This is a genomic window from Marvinbryantia sp. (assembly GCF_047017445.1).
GTDB lineage: Bacteria > Bacillota > Clostridia > Lachnospirales > Lachnospiraceae > Marvinbryantia.
The window spans coordinates 19,693-39,667 of the sequence record NZ_JBKXTT010000017.1 but is presented as its reverse complement, the minus strand read 5'-3'; the positions used below and the strand labels follow the sequence as shown (position 1 = coordinate 39,667).

The 19,975-nt window shown below is 51.0% G+C and carries 17 protein-coding genes; all 17 read left to right on the top strand.

All coding sequences use genetic code 11. The features are described from left to right. The first annotated feature begins 11 nt into the window (after positions 1-11). The 17 genes from ACLU9Q_RS16560 (at position 12) to ACLU9Q_RS16480 (ending at position 19,904) form a co-directional block, all read left to right on the top strand. Positions 12-1,811, top strand: a complete 1,800-nt coding sequence (locus ACLU9Q_RS16560) for an ABC transporter ATP-binding protein (protein ID WP_296832578.1) — start codon at positions 12-14, stop codon at positions 1,809-1,811. Positions 1,812-1,841: 30 nt separating this feature from the next. After that, positions 1,842-2,435, top strand: coding sequence for an AAA family ATPase (locus tag ACLU9Q_RS16555; protein ID WP_296832581.1), 594 nt, complete (start codon positions 1,842-1,844; stop codon positions 2,433-2,435). A 138-nt stretch (positions 2,436-2,573) separates the two neighbouring features. Next, entirely contained in the window at positions 2,574-3,227 is a 654-nt protein-coding gene (phoU, locus tag ACLU9Q_RS16550; RefSeq protein ID WP_296832584.1) for a phosphate signaling complex protein PhoU, read from the top strand. Between the two features lie 235 nt (positions 3,228-3,462). Beyond that, on the top strand, positions 3,463-3,684 hold the full coding sequence (locus tag ACLU9Q_RS16545; protein ID WP_296832586.1) for a hypothetical protein: 222 nt from the start codon (positions 3,463-3,465) through the stop codon (positions 3,682-3,684). Between the two features lie 123 nt (positions 3,685-3,807). After that, positions 3,808-4,785 carry a LacI family DNA-binding transcriptional regulator gene (locus tag ACLU9Q_RS16540; RefSeq protein WP_296832590.1) on the top strand — a complete coding sequence of 326 codons (978 nt, stop codon included), beginning with the start codon at positions 3,808-3,810 and terminating at the stop codon, positions 4,783-4,785. Positions 4,786-4,914: 129 nt separating this feature from the next. Beyond that, the gene (locus ACLU9Q_RS16535; RefSeq protein ID WP_296832593.1) at positions 4,915-5,949 is read left to right on the top strand and encodes a phosphate/phosphite/phosphonate ABC transporter substrate-binding protein; all 1,035 of its coding nucleotides are present in this window, start codon (positions 4,915-4,917) and stop codon (positions 5,947-5,949) included. A gap of 15 nt (positions 5,950-5,964) precedes the next feature. After that, positions 5,965-6,717 carry a phosphonate ABC transporter ATP-binding protein gene (gene phnC / locus ACLU9Q_RS16530; protein WP_296832596.1) on the top strand — a complete coding sequence of 251 codons (753 nt, stop codon included), beginning with the start codon at positions 5,965-5,967 and terminating at the stop codon, positions 6,715-6,717. Further along, positions 6,714-7,538 (top strand): phosphonate ABC transporter, permease protein PhnE, encoded by an 825-nt coding sequence (gene phnE / locus ACLU9Q_RS16525; protein ID WP_296832598.1) that lies wholly within the window; start codon positions 6,714-6,716, stop codon positions 7,536-7,538. Before phnC ends, phnE (ACLU9Q_RS16525) begins: the two co-directional genes overlap by 4 nt. Before the next feature lie 10 nt (positions 7,539-7,548). Beyond that, positions 7,549-8,358: a phosphonate ABC transporter, permease protein PhnE gene (gene phnE / locus ACLU9Q_RS16520; protein WP_296832602.1), complete on the top strand. Its 810-nt coding sequence runs from the start codon at positions 7,549-7,551 to the stop codon at positions 8,356-8,358. Between the two features lie 4 nt (positions 8,359-8,362). Continuing rightward, positions 8,363-10,012: a bifunctional metallophosphatase/5'-nucleotidase gene (locus ACLU9Q_RS16515; RefSeq protein WP_296832605.1), complete on the top strand. Its 1,650-nt coding sequence runs from the start codon at positions 8,363-8,365 to the stop codon at positions 10,010-10,012. Positions 10,013-10,549: 537 nt separating this feature from the next. Continuing rightward, complete coding sequence (gene kdpA, locus ACLU9Q_RS16510; protein WP_296832608.1) at positions 10,550-12,364, top strand: potassium-transporting ATPase subunit KdpA; 1,815 nt, start codon at positions 10,550-10,552, stop codon at positions 12,362-12,364. A 13-nt stretch (positions 12,365-12,377) separates the two neighbouring features. Beyond that, positions 12,378-14,447, top strand: a complete 2,070-nt coding sequence (gene kdpB, locus ACLU9Q_RS16505) for a potassium-transporting ATPase subunit KdpB (RefSeq protein WP_296832610.1) — start codon at positions 12,378-12,380, stop codon at positions 14,445-14,447. 16 nt (positions 14,448-14,463) lie between these two features. Continuing rightward, positions 14,464-15,069: a potassium-transporting ATPase subunit KdpC gene (kdpC, locus tag ACLU9Q_RS16500; RefSeq protein ID WP_296832612.1), complete on the top strand. Its 606-nt coding sequence runs from the start codon at positions 14,464-14,466 to the stop codon at positions 15,067-15,069. Positions 15,070-15,225: 156 nt separating this feature from the next. Beyond that, positions 15,226-15,873, top strand: coding sequence for a potassium channel family protein (locus ACLU9Q_RS16495; protein ID WP_296832615.1), 648 nt, complete (start codon positions 15,226-15,228; stop codon positions 15,871-15,873). A gap of 57 nt (positions 15,874-15,930) precedes the next feature. After that, positions 15,931-16,452 carry a LysR substrate-binding domain-containing protein gene (locus ACLU9Q_RS16490; protein ID WP_296832616.1) on the top strand — a complete coding sequence of 174 codons (522 nt, stop codon included), beginning with the start codon at positions 15,931-15,933 and terminating at the stop codon, positions 16,450-16,452. A 55-nt stretch (positions 16,453-16,507) separates the two neighbouring features. After that, complete coding sequence (locus tag ACLU9Q_RS16485; protein ID WP_296832618.1) at positions 16,508-19,210, top strand: sensor histidine kinase; 2,703 nt, start codon at positions 16,508-16,510, stop codon at positions 19,208-19,210. Then, a complete protein-coding gene (locus ACLU9Q_RS16480; RefSeq protein WP_296832619.1) occupies positions 19,203-19,904 on the top strand; it encodes a response regulator in 702 nt (233 codons plus the stop codon). Before ACLU9Q_RS16485 ends, ACLU9Q_RS16480 begins: the two co-directional genes overlap by 8 nt. The last annotated feature ends 71 nt before the right edge of the window (positions 19,905-19,975 follow it).

The window sequence follows — 19,975 nt, the reverse complement described above, 5'->3', positions numbered from 1 at the left end:
GAGGTGTCTGAATGAGCAGAAATCCAATGGCCAGACAGACTGTGCCGGAAAAAAGTAAAAGAGGAATTGCGGGCGTTTTAAAGGAGCTGCTTGCCTATTCTGAAAAAATAAAATGGCCGATCATAATCGCGCTGCTGCTTGCGATTGTCGGAGCGATTCTGACGATTATCGGACCAAATCAGTTGAGCAGAATTACAGACCTGATCTCAGATGGTCTGATGGGAGAAATAGACCTGGGCGCAATCGGAGAGATTGCCGTGATGCTTCTGGGAATCTATGGTGTAAGTGCGGTGTGTACCTACCTGGAGCATTATATCATGGCAACGGTCACGCTTAACCTGGCAAAGAAAATGCGCGGGGACCTTTCTTATAAGATCAACAACGTGCCCATGAAGTGCTTCGGAAATTATTCTCACGGCGATATTTTAAGCCGTGTCACAAATGATGTGAGCAGTCTGCAGCAGGCACTCTCAAACAGCCTGCCCACGATGGTGAGCGCTGCGGCGCAGTTTGTGGGCTGTCTGGTGATGATGTTTGCAACAGAATGGCGGATGGCGCTGGCTGCGGTTTGTGTGACATTGCTCGGTTTCGTGCTGATGGCGCTGATCATGAGCAGGTCACAGAAATACTTTATTGCAAGACAGGAAAGCCTCGGTGCCTTAAACGGATATGTGGAGGAGATTTATTCCGGACATGACGTTGTCCGCATTTCACGGGCGAACCGCAAGGTAAAGGAGCGCTTTGATGAAATGAACAAGGCAGTGTATAATGCAAACTGCATGAGCCAGTTCCTTTCCGGCATCATGCAGCCGCTGATGAATGTCATCGGCAACCTCAGTTACGTGGTGGTCTGCGTGCTTGGCGCGATTCTGGTAATGGACGACCAGATTACCTTTGGCGTAATTACTGCATTTATCATGTATGTGCGCCTGTTTACCTCGCCGCTTGGACAGCTTGCCCAGGGCATGACGCAGATGCAGACGGCAGCGGCGGCGGGAGACCGTGTCTTTGACTTCCTGCAGGAGGAAGAGCTTCCGGAGGACCGCGGCATAGAAATCGCGCCGGAGCAGGTGCACGGCAGTGTGGAGTTTGAGCATGTACGCTTCAGCTACCCGAACAATCCGGATAAGATTATCATCAAGGATTTCTCCGCAAAGGTGAAGCCGGGGCAGAAGGTGGCGATCGTCGGACCGACCGGAGCCGGAAAGACCACGATGGTCAACCTGCTGATGCGGTTTTATGAGATTAACGGCGGCGATATTTCCATCGACGGTATTTCCACATTTGACATGAAGCGGGAATCGCTGCATAATCTGTTTGGAATGGTTCTGCAGGACACCTGGATCTTTAAGGGAACCGTGCGGGAAAATCTTGTTTACAATAAAGAAGGCGTGAGCGACGAGAAGCTTGCGGAGGCGTGCAGAGCCTGCGGCATCTATCATTTTATCGAAACGCTGCCGAAGGGCTTTGATACCGTTCTGGATGAGAATGTCATGATTTCTGCCGGACAGAAGCAGCTTCTGACCATCGCCAGGGCGATGATCCAGGATAGCCCGATGCTGATCCTGGATGAGGCGACCTCGTCAGTCGATACCCGAACAGAGCTGATCACGCAGCGGGCGATGGATAAGCTGACGGAGAACCGCACAAGCTTTGTGATCGCGCACAGACTCTCTACGATTAAGAACGCTGACCTGATCCTGGTCATGAAGGACGGCGACATTATCGAGCAGGGTGACCATGAAACGCTTCTGAGAAAGGGCGGATTCTATGCGGAGCTGTATAACAGTCAGTTTGATAAGGCGTCATAGCCTTTTTATACAGGAGAGGATGGTAATTTTATGAAGATACTGGCGATTGAAAGAGAATTTGGAAGCGGCGGCAGAGAGATCGGCATGAAGGTAGCGGAAGCCGCCGGGATACCATACTATGACACGAATCTGCTGATCGAGGCGGCGGAGCGCTTCGACATTTCCATCGGAAAGCTGCAGGAATATGACGAAAAAAACTGTGGCAGCATGATGTACAATCTCGTGCTGGCGGCAAACTGTCTGCAGGGCGAGGACATGTCGGAAATCTATAAAATCCAGAGCGGCGTGAAGGAAACCATCCGCCGCCTGGGAGCAGAGGGACCGGCGGTGTTTATCGGGCGCTGCGCAACAGAGATTTTTAAGTATCATGAGAACGTGATCCGGGTGTTCATTTACTCCTCCAATACGCAGAAAAAAATCAGGCGGACGATGCAGGTTGAGCAGATCTCAGAGGAGGAAGCGAGAAAGCTGATGGACAAAAAGGATCGGAGCCGCAAAAATTACTTTAAATTCTTCACGGGGAGCGACTGGAAGGATCGGAAAAATTACGATCTGGAATTAAACACCGGGATGCTTCCGACAGAGGAGTGCGTGCGGATTTTATGTGATATGATTCAGAGATAAAGCAGAGAGACGGGGATCAGAAATGATTGCCCGTCTTATTTTTTACCTGCATTTTACGTTCTTTTGATAGTGCATTTTACAAACCGCCTGCTAGAATAACGTCACAGCAAACAAAATGATGCGGAGGTTCAGCTGATTATGAGAGATCACTATGAGGAACAGCTAAAGAAACTAAGAGAATATATTGCGGAAATGGGCAGACTGATCGAGACGGCGATCGGCGACGCGCTGGATGCGCTGATGCATAAGGATATCGAAGAGGCAAAGAATACCATTAACTACGACAATCAGATTGATCACATGGAGCGGGAGATCGAGGGGCTTTGTCTGAATCTGTTGCTTTCGCAGCAGCCGGTGGCGACTGATCTGCGCATGGTTTCAGCAGCGCTGAAGATGATTACCGATATGGAGCGCATCGGCGACCATGCCGCGGATATTTCCGAGATCACGCTGATGCTGGCAAAGACCGGCTATCCGAGTGATCTGAGCCGGATCCAGAAAATGGCGGACGAGACGATGAGTATGGTAAAAAACAGCGTGGAGGCGTATCTTGAAAAGGATATGCAGAAGGCTTCTGCGGTCATCCGGCAGGACGACGTTGTGGATGAATATTTCCGGCAGGTGAAGAAAGACGTCATCCGGCAGATCAACGAAAATATCCAGAACGGTGAACAGGCGACGGACGTGCTGATGATCGTGAAATATCTGGAGCGCATCGGCGATCATGCAACCAACATTGCGGAGTGGGTGCTGTTTTATCTGACAGGCGGACACCCGGATGTGACAGAATAGAAGAGACGGCACAAGCAGTCTTGGCTTTGCAGGGAACGGTACCGGACAGTTTTTACATGTATTTTACCTTCTGCGGATAGTGGATTTTACATAAGACCTGCTAGAATAATGTTACATAAAAGAAACAGATTAAAGCATTCTGACAGAGGGCGCAGGGCTGCTGTGAACGGAGTGAACAAGTAACACGGGATGAACAGTAACGGCGCAGGAAAAAACTCCGGGAGGAGGAATACGTATGACGAGAAAATTATATGAGATATTTCACAAAAGATACAATATGTCCCCGACGGAAGCGGGACGGCTGACAGCTTTCGCCAGTATGACGGCAGGCGGCGTGGCAGGCGCGCTGGTCGGATGCGTTCCGGTTCTTCCGGTAGAGCCAGTGTCACTGGCAGCAACCGGAGTGCTGATCGGATTCCTGGCGGCGGGAATGGGACTGTTGAACGTGCAGAAATAAAGCGCGTTCGGCAGTTCTCTTTTTTTACATTTTTAGTAAAATTTTAGTAAAATATATTGCGTTTTTCGACAATCTTGCTATAATCAGATTAAGGAAGAAACTGTTGAAAAGGAGGGAAATTCTATGGCAACGATTAAGGAAGTGGCGGAGCTTGCCGGAGTGTCGCTGACGACGGTATCGCGTGTACTGAACCGCGACGAAAGTCTTTCGGTGACGCAGGAGGTACGGATGAAGATTTTCCGCGCCGCCAATAAACTGAACTATGTGCCGCCGCGTCAGCGCAGGGAGGCAAACGTCAAAAAACAGCTTGTGATCGGCGTGGCGGACTGGCAGATCGTCCGTCCGGACCGCCCGAATGTGCGTCTGTCATCGCTGGCGTGTATGCTCCAGCTTATGACAAACGAATATGAGGTAACGTTTGTGCGGCTCACCTTCGGGCAGCCGCAGGAGGTCGATGGAATTATTGCCTTCGGACTGCTTAAAGAAGAAGAAATTTCGTTTCTGCTCTCGCTCACGCAGGCGGTCGTGCTGGTGAATTCCAACCAGCGCACCTATGAGAACGATCAGGTGCAGATTGATTTTGCGCGCGGGCAGGAAATGATGGTGGAGTACCTTGTGGATTACAAACGGTACGCAAGCATCGGTTATATCGGCGGTCTTTACGAGAGCAGAGATGTAAAAATCGGCGTCCACCGTCTGGAGGGGCTGAAAAAAATCCTGAAAAGCAGAGGAATGTATGACGAAAGGCTGTTCCATGTCGGAGAAATCAGCCGGGAGAGCGGCTACGAGCTGGCAATGCAGGCGGCGAAGGACGGCGCGCTGGCGGAAGCGATCCTGCTTGGAAGCGATGAGATGGCGGAGGGCGCGCTGGAGGCGTTCACAGAGCTGGGGCTGCGCATTCCAAAGGACGTTGCTGTTATCATATATCAGGATATTCAGACATTGGAGAGTAAGTGGCAGACCGGAACCTGCATTGAAATGTTTCCGGATTATGTGTGGGAAAACGCGTTGGAAATGCTGCTCGGCAGGATAGAGCAGAAGCGCACGCAGGCAGTGACAGTGATGGTGCCGACGCATCTTCGCATCGGCGATACGGCATAGCGGTTGTAAGGGGATATACCCCTTCAATATACATGATGCCGGAGCCGACTGAGAGCATCCGTGCATCATGGGGGCAGAAAAATTGCCCGGACACCTATAAAATCACTACAGATTACAGGAGGAAAGAACATGAAAAAAGCAGTTTCTATGGTATTGACGGGAGCAGTATGCACGAGCCTTCTTTTGGGCGTAAGTGCAATGGTGTGCGGCGCTGAGGGAGAAACAAAGCAGGTGGACAAGCTCACGATCGCGTTTGTGCCGTCCAGAGAGCCGGAGGAGATCATCACGGCGGTGGAGCCGCTGAAAGGGCTGCTGACCGAAGAGATGGCAAAGCTTGGCTACGAGATCGGTGAGGTAGATATTACTGTCGGCACGAGCTATGAGGCGGTCGGCGAGGCGCTCTCCGCGGGAACGGCGGATGTCGGTCTGATTCCGGGCGGAACCTATGTACTTTACGATGACGGCTGTGATGTGCTTCTGACAGCAACGCGCGACGGACTTTCCATCGATTCCGACAGTGCGAAGGACTGGAATGACCAGGCGCCGACCGAGGCGAGCGACAAGCAGGTGACGAGCTACCGCGCGCTGATGATCGCCGGGCCGTCTGAAAAAGGAAAAGAGCTGGCGGCAAAAGTGAATGCGGGCGAGGAGCTGACATGGGATGACATCAGCAGCGCAAACTGGAGCGTTATGGGTTCCTCTTCCTCCGCAGGATATATTTATCCGTCCCTGTGGCTGCTGCAGAACTACGACAAGAACATCACTGAGCTTCCGCACGCGGTACAGGCGGATTCTTACGGCAGCGCTTTCGCACGCCTTGCATCCGGGCAGGTGGACGTTCTCTGTACCTACGCAGATGCGCGCCGCGACTATGTGGACAAATGGAACAGCGAGTATGCAATGGAAAACAGCATCTGGGAGGATACGGCAGTTATCGGCGTAACTCCGGCAATCTACAACGATACCATCAGCGTGAGCAAGACGATGGACGAGGATCTGAAGGCTGCGCTGTCCGAGGCATTCATCAACATCGGCAACACAGACGAAGGAAAAGAGGTCATTGCGATTTACAGCCACCAGGGTTATCAGCCGGCGCAGGATTCTGATTACGATTCCGAGCGTGAGGCACAGCAGATGATCCGTGAGCTGAACAGCGCGTCATAATATGGAGCCGCGGCGATGATAGAGTTTAAAAACGTAAGTAAAAGATACCCAAACGGATTTGAAGCGTTAAAAAATGTAAATCTTACCATCGACCAGGGCGAATTTGTTGCGATCATTGGACTTTCCGGTGCCGGAAAGTCCACGCTGATCCGCACGATCAACCGGATGCATGACATTACGGGCGGCGAGCTGACAGTGGACGGCACAGACGTGATGTCCCTGCAGGGAAAGGAGCTGCGCCGGTTTCGAAGAAAGATCGGGATGATTTTCCAGTCCTTCAATCTGATCACGCGCACGACCGTCATCAAAAATGTGCTGACGGCGTTTGTACCGGATCTGCCCTGGTGGCGTGCAACATTTGGGATTTTTACGAAGGAAGAAAAAATAGCGGCGCTTGAGGCGCTGGACAAGGTGGGCATTCTCGATAAAGCGTTTGTCCGCGCCGACCAGCTCTCCGGCGGTCAGCAGCAGCGGGTTGCCCTGGCGCGTACACTGGCGCAGAATCCGCAGATTATCCTCGCCGATGAGCCGGTGGCGTCGCTTGACCCGGTGACGGCGAAGCAGGTAATGGATGATTTTCTGCGCATCAACCGCGATATGAAAATTACGGTGCTGCTTAACATCCATCATGTCGACCTGGCGCTGCAGTATGCGACCAGGGTGGTGGGCATCCGTGCAGGCGAGATCGTATACGACGGCCCTGCCCGGAACGTAAACCAGGAAATTCTGGATTCTATTTACCAGGGCGGGAAGGAGGAGCGCGCATGAGCCTCTACGACAAAGTGTTTCCGCCGAAAACCGTCTGTCTCCCGAATGGGAAAACGGTGCAGCAGAAGCGTTCGCGGATGCCGCTTGTTGTGCTGGTTCTGCTGGCAATGACGGCGCTTTCCGTGGAGATCACCGGCTTTGATATGACGGTGCTGGCTGCAAGAGGAAATCAGTTTTTCGTTATTTTAAAGCAGATGTTCTGTCCGCCTGATACCAGTTATCTCCCCCAGGTCATCAAACCGCTGCTCGACACCATCAAAATGTCCCTGCTCGGTTCGGTGCTCGGCTCCATACTGGTAATCCCGTTTTCCATGCTGGCGTCCACCAATATTATCCATGCAAAGCCGGTGGTCACACTGGTGCGCCTGTTTTTAAGCATTGTGCGCACGCTGCCGACGCTGGTGACGGCGCTGATCGCCACCTATATTTTCGGTCTCGGCACGCTTGCCGGAACGACGGCGATCGCAGTATTTACCTTTGCGTATATCGGTAAGATTTTATATGAAGAAATTGAGACGGTGGACATGGGCGCTTTTGAGGCGATGGAAGCGATGGGCGCGACGAAGGTGCGGGCTTTTGTCAGCGCGATCGTGCCGCAGGTGCTGCCGTCGTATCTGTCAAACTGCCTGTTTTGCTTTGAGGGGAATGTGCGCTATGCTTCCATTCTCGGCTATGTGGGCGCGGGCGGTCTGGGACTTATTTTAAATGAAAAGATTGGCTGGCGCGAGTATGCGAGCGTCGGTACGATTTTGATCGCGCTGTTTGTGACGGTATTTCTGATCGAATCACTCAGCCGCGCAGCGCGCAAACGTCTGGTGTAAGGAGGGCAGCATGAACGAACGCATTGAAAAAGCTTATGAGAGCCGTCCGAAAAGCTGGATGTTTGAGCTGGCGGTTGCCGTGGTGGTCGCAGCGCTGGTAATCTGGAGCGCAACCGGGGTCGAGACGAGCGGAACCACGCAGAACGGCGGGAAGATTGCGCTGAATATTCTTTCGGGAATCTTCCATCCGGACACAAAGCTTTTGTTTAATCTGACAACGCAGGGAGTGCCGTATCTTCTGCTGGAGACGATCTGTATTGCTTTTCTCGGCACGGTGGTCGGCGCGATTATTTCGATTCCACTGGCATTTTTGTCAGCCTCCAACCTGACGCCGAAACCGGTAGCGTTTATCGGAAGAATCATCATCATGGCGGTGCGCACGATTCCGGCGTTTGTGTACGGCCTGATGTTTATCCGTGTGACGGGACCGGGCGCGTTTGCCGGGCTTCTCACAATGTCCCTCTGTTCGGTCGGCATGGTGAGCAAAATGTATATCGAGGCGATCGAGGATCTGGACACGCGCATTCTGGAATCGCTGGACGCGGCGGGCTGCACGACCTGGCAGAAGATACGTTATGGAATTTTACCGCAGCTTATGCCGAATTTTGCGTCGACGGCGATCTACCGCTTCGACATTAACCTGCGCGATGCTACGGTGCTTGGTCTGGTCGGCGCAGGAGGAATCGGCGCGCCTCTGATCTTTGCGATGAACAGCTACCGCTGGAATGAGGCGGGAGCGATTCTTGCAGGTCTGATCGTGCTGGTTTTGATCGTAGAGTGGATTTCCACGAAAATCCGCGTAAAACTTGCGAGGGGTTAGTAACATGGAAAAGGTTCTGGAAATAATATTCACCTCGGATATCCACGGGCATGTCTTTCCGGTGGATTATCCGTCGAACCGCCCGGAAGCATCCGGGCTTCTGAACATGGCGTGCCAGGTAAAAAAGGGGAAAAATATGCTGGTGCTCGACGGCGGCGACTCTCTGCAGGGGACGCCGCTTTCACAGTATTACATCGCCCACCGGGAGGATTATCCGTTTCATCCGGTGGCGGAGGCATTTAAGGCGATCGGCTGCGATTACTTCACCCTGGGAAATCACGACTTTAATTTCGGATATGAAACCCTGAAGGATTATGTGAGCGCGATGCGGGGACAGGATGCGGCAGGCGGCAAAAATGCGGACGAGGATCGAAAGGTGCATGTTCCGGGCAAAGGTGCGGACGGGGACGCGGCAGGTACGCATCCGGCGCGGTGCCTCTGTGCGAATGTGGAGGATCTGCGCGGTGAGCCTGGCATCGAAAAAACAGCGGTGCATGTGCTTGAAAACGGGCTGCGCGTCGGCATCACCGGAGTTGTCACAGATTATGTAAATGTGTGGGAGCAGCCGCAGAATCTCTCAGAGCTGCGCGTCACCGATGCCTTTGAAGCGGCAAAGGAAGCGTGCGCTGTGCTGAGGGAGCAGTGTGATTTTGTTATCTGTATTTACCATGGCGGCTATGAGGAGGATCTGGAAACGGGACGGCTCCTCACCGCCGGCGGGGAAAACGTTGCCTGCAAAATTGCCCGCGAGCTGGACTTTGACCTGCTCCTTACAGGACATCAGCACATGAAAACCGACGGGCGTCGGCTGCATGGAACGTATACATTGCAGCCGCCGGCAAATGCAGGGTGCTTTGCACGCGTGGAGGTTTTTGGCGAGGGCAGAGATGCTGCACGGCGTCTGAAAAAGCAGGGGAGCGGCACGGCGCGCTGGCACATCACGTCCTCCTGGGAGGATATTTCATCAGAGCACGACGCGCAGCCTTACCGGCGTCTGCTTCCTCTGGAGCAGGACACACAGCGGTGGCTGGACGAACCGGTCGGTTTTCTGCGCGAGGCAATTTTGCCGGAGGATAAGCTGGACGCTGCGCTGCACGGAAGTGAGCTGGCAAATCTTTTCAACCAGGTGCAGCTTGCGGAGACGGGCGCAGACTTTTCCTGTACAAGCCTCGGCAATATTCCGATTGGATTGGAGCGGGAAGTCACCATGCGCACGATCTGCGGCGCATACCTTTTCGCAAATACACTGGTTGTTCTGGAGACAGATCGCGAGGTGCTGCGGGCGGCTCTGGAGCGCTGCGCCTCCTACTTTACAGTAAAAGACGGCAGGGTGCAGATTTCCGAGGAATTTATAAAGCCCAAGATCGAGCACTACAACTATGATTTCTATGCAGGTCTGCAGTACAAATTCGACCTGAGCAAACCGGTCGGGCAGCGTGTCGCAGTGCTTAAAAAGGCAGACGGCACAGAGCTTGGCGATAAAAAATACAAACTTGTCACAAGCAACTACCGCGCCACCGGAACCGGCGGCTATGAGGTGTTATCCGCCTGCCCGGTGCTCTGGCGCGGCGACGCCGAGATGCCGGAGCTGACTGCAAAATACATCAGTAAAAACAGCCCGGTTGCAGTAACAAAAGGGAATGCGGTAATATAACCAGGTAAACAAAAAATGCTATGCAAAAGGTTCGCCGATTGCATAGCATTTTTTGTTCTGCATTTATAATCTTTTAATGCCAGGCTCCATACACTTTTCCCTTTTTTATTTTTCCTGTTGTATGCTTATGTCACATAATGAAAATAAGGGGAAAAGGCATGAGCATTCTGCAAACTATTCGGAAATACGAACAGAAATTTGATTTAAGGGCTAAGCGATTTCTTTGGAAGCATCCGATTCTTGGATTTCTCTCCATTTTTGTCGGGATACCCATATTTGTTTTATTCTGTGTATGTGTCAGCACAACAGTCATTACGCTGCCTATAGCGTGGCTTTTTGGCCTTTTGTAATCTTTATCTTATTTTAAGGCCGATAGTAAATGCCTAACGCTATTTTTAGAGGAAAAAGGGTATTATGCGATCAGCGTTCAGAAAAGGAGGAAAAATATATGCAGATTATGATCGCAATCATCGGCATATGTGCGGCAGCAATGCTGCTGTGGTATGTCTACATTTTAATGAAGGGAGATGATCAGGCATGATGACGGTTATCCAATATGTTTTGTATCTCGTCATTCTTACAGCGCTGGCGATACCGCTTGGCGCTTACATAAAAAAAGTAATGTTTGGAGAAAAGACATTTTTGTCCAGGCTCCTTGTGCCCTGCGAAAACCTGGTTTACAAGGTAATGCGGGTCGATAAGGAAGAACAAATGAACTGGAAGAAGTACGCAGTCAGCGTACTGATCTTTTCCGGCATTGGGCTGGTATTTTTGTTCCTGCTTCAAATCCTGCAGGGAGTCCTTCCCGGCAATCCGCAGAGGCTTTCCGGTGTGAAATGGGATCTGGCCTTTAATACCGCTTCCAGTTTTGTGACCAATACCAACTGGCAGGCATATTCCGGCGAGTCTACATTGAGTTACCTGACCCAGTCTTTGGGGCTTACGGTTCAAAACTTTGTCTCCGCCGCAACCGGAATCGCAGTTCTGTTTGCTCTGATCCGAGGTTTTATCAAAGTAAAAACTTCTGATCTTGGCAGCTTTTGGGTGGATATGACCCGTATCATCATCCATATTCTGATTCCGCTGAACCTTGTCATTTCTCTGCTGCTGGTGAGCGGCGGCGTGATCCAGAATCTGAAGGGTGCCCAAACAGTATCGCTGGTGGAGCCTATCGCAGTCAGCGCGGACGGAGAGATATTGGACGGCGCAGTGATCGACGAGGAAGCGGGAACAGTTATGGTAGATGGCATTCTTGTTCCTGACGCAGAGATTGTAACCGAACAGTTTGTACCCATGGGGCCTGCGGCAAGTCAGGTTGCCATTAAACAATCAGGTACCAACGGCGGCGGATTTATGGGTGTGAATTCCGCGCACCCGCTGGAGAACCCAAACGCCTTTACCAATATCGTTGAGATGCTGTCTATTTTGCTGATCCCGGCAGCTCTTTGCTTCACCTTCGGCTCAGCAGTAAAAAATAAAAAGCAAGGTGTGGCAATCTTTGCCGCCATGTTTATTTGCCTGTGCATCGCCCTTTCTTGCATCGCAGTCAGCGAACAGGCAGGTACGCCGCAGCTTGCACAGGACGGCGCAGTCAATATGACTATGAATGATCAGGCCGGAGGAAATATGGAAGGAAAAGAAACCCGTTTTGGCATTGCGACGTCCTCTACCTGGGCGGCATTTACCACCGCAGCTTCCAACGGATCTGTAAATTCCATGCACGATAGTTATACGCCTCTTGGCGGAATGATTACCATGCTGCTGATGCAGCTTGGCGAGGTGATCTTCGGCGGTACCGGCTGCGGTCTGTATGGAATGCTGGCATTCGCCATCCTGACGGTATTTATTGCCGGACTGATGGTGGGCAGGACGCCGGAATTTCTTGGCAAAAAAATTGAGCCATTTGAGATGAAGTGGGCGGTGCTGGTTTGTCTGGCTACGCCGATCGGAATTCTGGTGGGAAGCGGTATTGCGGCTGTGGTGCCCTCAGTTATGGACAGCCTGAACAATGGAGGGGCGCATGGCTTCTCAGAAATGCTGTACGCCTACAGTTCTGCCGGAGGCAATAACGGTTCAGCTTTTGCAGGCTTTAACGCCAACACGGTATTCTTAAATGTCAGCATTGGCCTTGTCATGCTGTTTGTAAGATTTTTGCCGGTTGTCGGTACGCTGGCCATTGCCGGAAGTCTGGCCGGGAAGAAGAGGATTGCCACAACTGCCGGTACACTGTCTACTACAAACGCCATGTTTGTATTCCTGTTGATTTTTGTCGTGCTGCTGATCGGTGCGCTCAGCTTTTTCCCGGCGCTGGCTCTTGGTCCGCTTGCTGAGTTCTTCGGCAGTCTTGCGTAAAGGAGGGTAATATATGAGTTCAAAGCAAAAAAATGCTTTTGCCGATCAGAAAATGCTTGGCAGAGCAATCAAAGATTCTTTTATTAAGTTAAATCCGAAAACACAGGCTAAAAATCCGGTCATGTTTCTGGTGTTCGTTTCTGCGATCCTGACCAGCGTTCTGTGGGGCGTGTCGCTTATTGGCATAAAAGATGCTCCTGGCGGTTTTACTTTGGCGATCGCCGTCATCCTTTGGTTTACGGTTCTGTTTGCCAACTTTGCGGAAGCGATTGCCGAAGGCAGAGGAAAGGCGCAGGCAGATTCACTGCGGGCTTCACGGAAAGATGTGGATGCACATAAGATTCCCTCTGCCGGGCAAAAGGAAAATATCACGGTGGTTCCTTCTGCGATGCTGAAAAAAGGTGAGCTGGTCATTGTGAAGGCCGGTGAACAGATTCCGGCAGACGGAGAAGTCATTGAGGGTGCTGCCTCTGTGGACGAAAGCGCCATCACCGGCGAATCCGCTCCGGTTATCCGGGAGGCAGGCGGGGATCGAAGCGCTGTGACCGGCGGAACTACCGTCCTGTCCGACTGGATCGTGGTGAAAGTGACCAGCGAGGCCGGCGAAAGCTTTCTGGACAAGATGATTGCTATGGTTGAGGGCGCAGCGAGGAAAAAGACGCCAAATGAGATCGCCCTGCAGATTTTTCTGGTGGCACTGTCCATTATCTTTATTCTGGTAACGGTGTCCCTTTATACTTATTCGATTTTTTCTGCAAAGCAGGCGGGCATAGAGAACCCCACATCCGTAACCACGCTGGTAGCTCTCCTGGTCTGCCTTGCACCTACCACCATCGGCGCCCTGCTCTCTGCCATCGGGATCGCAGGGATGTCAAGGCTCAATCAGGCCAATGTCCTTGCCATGAGCGGCAGGGCCATTGAAGCAGCCGGTGACGTGGACATTCTGATGCTCGATAAAACCGGAACCATCACTTTGGGCAACCGGCAGGCTTCGGAATTTATTCCGGTGGATGGCGTCAGCGTCAAAGAGCTGGCGGATGCCGCACAGCTTTCTTCCCTGGCAGATGAGACGCCGGAAGGCAGAAGCGTTGTGGTACTGGCAAAGGAGCAATTCGGAATTCGCGGCAGAAGCCTTCAGGACAAGGGAATGAAGTTTATTCCGTTTACCGCTGTGACCCGTATGAGCGGCGTGGACTATGACGGCAATGAGATCCGCAAAGGTGCGGCAGATGCCATGCAGGCATATGTCATCCTTGCAGGCGGCACATATTCTGAGGAATGTGACAAGGTTGTCAAGTCTGTTGCTTCCAAAGGCGGCACCCCTCTGGTGGTGGCGAAGAACCACAAAATACTCGGCGTGATCTACCTGAAGGATATTATCAAGCAGGGCGTAAAGGAGAAATTTGCGGACCTGCGGAAAATGGGAATCAAGACCATTATGATTACCGGCGATAATCCGATCACCGCCGCAGCGATTGCCGCAGAAGCGGGTGTGGATGATTTCCTTGCAGAGGCGACGCCGGAGGGGAAGCTTTCCATGATCCGCGACTTTCAGGCCAAAGGTCACTTAGTTGCCATGACCGGTGACGGAACCAATGACGCCCCTGCGCTGGCCCAGGCCGACGTGGCGGTGGCCATGAACAGCGGTACCCAGGCGGCAAAAGAAGCCGGCAACATGGTGGATCTGGATTCTTCCCCCACCAAACTGATTGAAATTGTTCGTATAGGCAAGCAGCTTCTGATGACCCGTGGGAGCCTGACGACCTTTTCCATTGCCAATGATGTGGCGAAATATTTTGCCATTATCCCGGCGCTGTTTATGGGATTATATCCGCAGCTTTCCGCTTTGAACATTATGGGACTTCATTCCTCACAGAGCGCAGTGCTTTCTGCCATTATCTACAATGCGTTGATTATCATTGCCCTGATCCCGCTTGCGCTTAAGGGCGTGAAATACCGTGAGGTTTCCGCAGGAAAGCTTTTGTCCCGGAATCTGCTGATTTACGGGTTGGGCGGTCTGATCGCGCCGTTCATCTTTATAAAGCTGATCGATGTTCTGCTGGTTTTAGCCGGCTTAGTCTAAAAGGAGGCATAAAATTATGAAAATGGTAAAGTCGGTTTTACCGAAGGCTCTGATGATCTTTTTGATTTTTTCGGTTGTGTGCGGCATTCTTTACACGGGTGTTGTTACCGGACTGGCGCAATTACTTTTCCCGGATAAGGCAAACGGCAGCATCATTGAAGTGGATGGCAAAAAGTACGGCTGCGAGCTTCTGGGCCAGCAATATATGGACGATGCCCATATGTGGGGCAGAATTATGAACATTGATGTTTCCACTTATAAGGACGGGGACGGAAATATTCTGATGTATGCGGCTCCATCCAATCTTTCCCCCGCCAGCGGGGAATATGAGGAGCTGGTTGCGCAGCGGGTAGAAAAGCTGCGGGCAGCTAACCCTGATATGGACGAAACCGCGATCCCTGTGGATCTGGTCACCTGTTCCGGAAGCGGCCTCGACCCACATATCTCTCCGGCGGCTGCCGAATATCAGGCGGCACGCATTGCCGATGCCAGAGGGATCACGGAGGATGAGGTGCGTACAGTCATTGATCAGTGTACATCAGGCAGGTTCCTTGGAGTTTTCGGCGAGGAAACAGTGAATGTTCTCAGAGTCAACCTGATGCTGGATGGTATTATGAAATGAGGCGTCTTTATACCGTCTTAATACGGATATAAATATTCTTTTACCTTCTTTATCAGATGAAGCGTATGATAAAGACCAGATAATGATTTTGCTGCATTGTCCGGGTGGGGCTACCTGGATGTGCTGTAGGAATGCGCAGGAAAGAGGTAACATACGATGAAATCTATACTTTTAATTGGGTTAGGACGATTTGGCCGGCATATTGCCATACACTTGAATGAACTGAAACATCAGGTTATGGCGGTAGACCATGTGGAGGAACGGGTAGATGCAGTACTGCCCTATGTAACAAATGCGCAGATCGGTGACAGCACAAACGCAGCTTTTCTGGAATCTCTGGGAATCAGAAATTACGACGTCTGCATTGTGGCCATTGGAAATGATTTTCAAAGTTCTCTGGAAACCACCTCTCTGCTCAAAGAACTTGGCGCAAAAATGGTGGTATCCAGGGCGGCCAGAGATGTGCAGGCAAAGTTTCTCCTGCGCAACGGTGCAGACGAGGTGGTCTACCCTGAAAAGCAGCTTGCAAAATGGACAGCCATCCGTTACAGCGCCGATCACATTTTAGATTACATAGAGCTGGACGAGGAACATGCCATCTTTGAAATACCGGTTCCGGAAGCCTGGGCAGGCAAGACCATTGGGCAGATCGATATTCGTAAGAAATACAACATTAACATTATGGGAATCAGAAAAAACGGTCATCTGGATCTTTCCGTTTCTTCCAATGCGGCACTGGAATCAAAGAGCACGATGCTGGTGCTTGGGCGAAACAGAGAAATTCAGAAATACTTCCGTATTTGACCCCAGATAAGCATTCCTCCGCTTTACGTTCCTCATTTCATCTTGGGAGGTGAGACTATGCAGTATATGCTATTGCTTGCGGCGGTTATAGCAATTTTTGCTTTTTGCTGGTTTCTGATGGGAAAGCTGGATTGTTTTCTTGAATCGGATCATCATAAGCAGGAATTGCAGTTTTCATCCGGCGAGGATACTCTGCGGCTGGGCTTTTGTGATCCAATGGTTGCAGACAGTATTACCAGTATCCTTGAGCAATATTCCAAATTGTACCCGGAGGTATCTGTTCGCATTTTTGGCGGATCAGAGGAAAAATTGCTGAAAGGACTCTCTGCCGGGAAATTTGATGTGATTTTTTTGCCGGGAAATGCTGAAATTCCCGCTCATATATATTATAATTCAAAAATAATCTCTCTGAATTACACGCCTGTCATAATGAAATATGGCGGCCTGCCCATTGAACCGATCGCAGACGGACATATCAGTCAGAAGGTGCTATGGCCTGGTGAAGCCGCATACACTGCCGCCGGTTCTTTTATGAAATGTCTGGAAGCTTACTTCGCTGCGCCTGCACTGGGAAAATAGGAATTCAAAAAGTGAAGCGTTTGCGAAGGGGCCCGGATGGCAAGGAGGAGTGCAAATGGAAATGCCAAGACAAAACCCGGATCAGCTTTTAAGAGCGATCCGAAATGATACAGAAAGTGAAAAGAGGGGCAAGCTGAAGATTTTCTTTGGTTATGCCGCAGGCGTAGGAAAAACCTATGCCATGCTGCAGGCAGCGCATCTGGCGAAAGCAAATGGAGCCGACGTGGTTGCCGGGTATATTGAACCTCATTCCAGACCGCAGACCTCGGCTCTCCTGGAGGGACTTGAACAGATTCCCGCAAAGCAGGTGTTTTATGGTGAGATGACCCTCCGGGAGTTTGATATTGACAGTGCGCTGAAGCGGAAACCGAGGCTGATCCTGGTAGATGAACTGGCGCATACCAATGCCGAGGGCAGCCGTCATGCCAAGCGTTATCAGGATGTGCAGGAACTTTTGAACGCCGGGATCGATGTTTATACTACTGTCAATGTCCAGCATATTGAGAGCCTGAATGACACGGTTGCTTCCATTACTGGCATTTGGGTGCGGGAGCGTATTCCGGATTCTGTATTTGACCAGGCGGATCAGGTGGAACTGGTGGATATCGAACCGACCGAGCTTCTGGAGCGCATGGCAAGCGGAAATATCTATCAGGAAGAGCAGGCAGAGCGGGCGGCAGCGGGCTTTTTTACAGTGGAAAATCTGACCGCTTTGAGGGAAATTGCATTACGCCGCTGTGCGGATCGGGTCAACCTGCTGACGGAGAGTACCAGGATTCAGAATCGTGGCGATTATCACACTGATGAGCATATTTTGGTGTGCCTCTCGTCCTCTCCATCCAACGCGAAGATCATCCGTACCGCTGCCAGAATGGCACGGGCGTTCCGCGGAAACTTTACGGCTCTTTTCGTGGAAACGGCTGCCACTGCCGAAATGAGTGAAGATGACAAGAAACGCCTGCGGGATAATATCCGATTGGCAGGGCAGCTTGGCGCACATATTGAGACCGTTTACGGCGAGGATGTTCCTTATCAGATCGCGGAATTTGCAAGGCTTTCCGGCGTTTCTAAAATTGTAATCGGGCGGAGTACGGCCACGAGAAAAAGTATATTCAGCAAGCCGACGCTGACGGAACATTTGATTGCCAACGCACCCAATCTGGATATTCATGTAATCCCGGATACAGGGTCCGGGACTGTCTGCCAGAAGCATAGGAATAAAATGTTTCATGTAACCGCTATGCCGGTTCGAGATCTGGTAAAGAGTATTCTCGTCCTGCTGGCTTCCACCTTAGTCGGATATGTGTTTTACACGATGGGCTTTTCCGAGGCCAATATCGTGTCTGTATATATTTTTGGTGTTTTGGTTATCTCCGTTATCACAACGAGCCGCTTTTGCGGGGCGATAGCGTCTATTGTAAGCGTGCTGGTGTTTAATTTTTTCTTTACCGTTCCGCGCTTTACCTTTCGCTTCAGCAATCCGAATTACCTGGTGACGTTTCCTATTATGTTCATGGTAGCGTTGCTGACCGGATCACTTGCCACACGTCTGAAAGATAATGCAAAACAATCTGCCAATGCAGCCTATCGGACAAAGATTTTGTTTGAAACGAATCAACTTCTCCAACGGGAAACGGATGAGCAGGCAGTTATAGAAGCTACTGCGGGACAGCTCCTGAAATTGCTGCGAAAGGATATTGTGGTCTACCTGGCAAATGGGCAGGAGCTTGATTCTCCCAGTATTTTTCGGACGCCGGACAGTAATCAGTGCGAATTGATTTCCGAAAATGAAAAAGCGGTCGCCGCATGGGTGCTGCGGAACAACAAGCACGCCGGAGCGACCACCAACACTTTATCCAGCGCGAAATGCTTGTATCTGGCCATTCGGGTGGGCAGACAGGTGTATGGTGTTGTGGGAATTGCAATGAACGAGATTCCTCTGGATTCTTTTGAAAACAGCGTCCTGCTGTCTATTCTCGGTGAGTGTGCCCTGGCATTAGAAAACATCAAAAACGCCCGGGAAAAAGAAGAAGCCGCAATTCTGGCCAGAAATGAGCAGCTTCGTGCGAACCTGCTTCGGGCTATTTCTCATGATCTGCGTACACCGCTCACGTCCATTTCCGGGAACGCCGACAACCTGCTGGCTAACTATCAAAAAATGGATGATGCTACGAGAAAACGGACGTTTACAGACATTTATGACGATTCCATGTGGCTGATCAATCTGGTAGAGAATCTGCTGGCAATTACCAGAATCGAGGGCGGCCAGGTTCATCTGACGCAGACTGTGGAGCTGATGGATGAAGTGGTCTCAGAAGCTCTGCGGCATATCAACCGCAAAAGTAAGGAACATATCATCCATGTCAGCTCCTCTGAGGAGTTGATCCTCGCAAGCATTGATGCTAAACTGATTGTCCAGGTTATCATCAATTTGCTGGATAATGCCATCAAGTATACACCGCCCGGCTCAGTGATCGAAATCCATACGGAGAAGAACAAAGAGTCACATCAGGTCGTTGTTTCTGTTTCTGACGATGGTCCGGGCATTCCCGATGACCAAAAGCCGCATATTTTTGATATGTTTTACAGCGGAGCCAATAAAATTGCAGACAGCCGAAGAAGTCTCGGGCTGGGCCTTTCGCTGTGCAAATCCATTGTCACTGCTCACGGAGGAACTATATGGGTAACCGATCATGACCCGAAAGGAACCGTCTTTACATTTACATTACCAGCAGGGGAGGTTGAACTGCATGAATAAACCTTTAATATTGGTTGTGGAGGATGACCCTCCGGTACGCAACCTGATTACAACGACATTAAAAACCAATGATTATCGCTATCTGGTCGCAGCGAATGGAGAAGCTGCAATTCTCGAAGCATCTTCCCATAATCCGGATATTGTCTTATTGGATCTTGGCCTGCCGGATATGGACGGCGTACAGGTAATCCAAAATATCCGTTCGTGGTCAAATCTGCCGATTATCGTTATCAGCGCCCGCAGCGAGGATAACGATAAGATCGAGGCGCTGGATGCCGGCGCTGACGATTACCTGACCAAGCCTTTTTCTGTGGAAGAACTGCTGGCACGACTTCGGGTCACGCAAAGAAGGCTTTCCTATATGACGGCGGAGATACTGGCGGCGAGCTCTGTCTTTGTCAATGGAAAACTGAAGGTAGACTATGCCGGCGGATGCGCATATCTGGATGGCCAGGAGCTGCACCTGACACCGATTGAGTATAAGTTGCTGTGTCTGCTGTCCAAGAATGTGGGAAAGGTATTGACGCACACCTTTATCACACAAAATATCTGGGGACGGAGCTGGGATAATGATATTGCTTCCCTCCGCGTCTTTATGGCAACGCTGAGAAAAAAACTGGAGCCATCGCCGGATTCTGCGCAGTATATCCAGACCCACATTGGTGTGGGTTACCGGATGATGAAGGTGGAATAATCGGAAAAACAGGAATCTCCTTTTCTGATAGACTTAAATGACAACTTCTGATAAAATGTTAATAGCTGAGT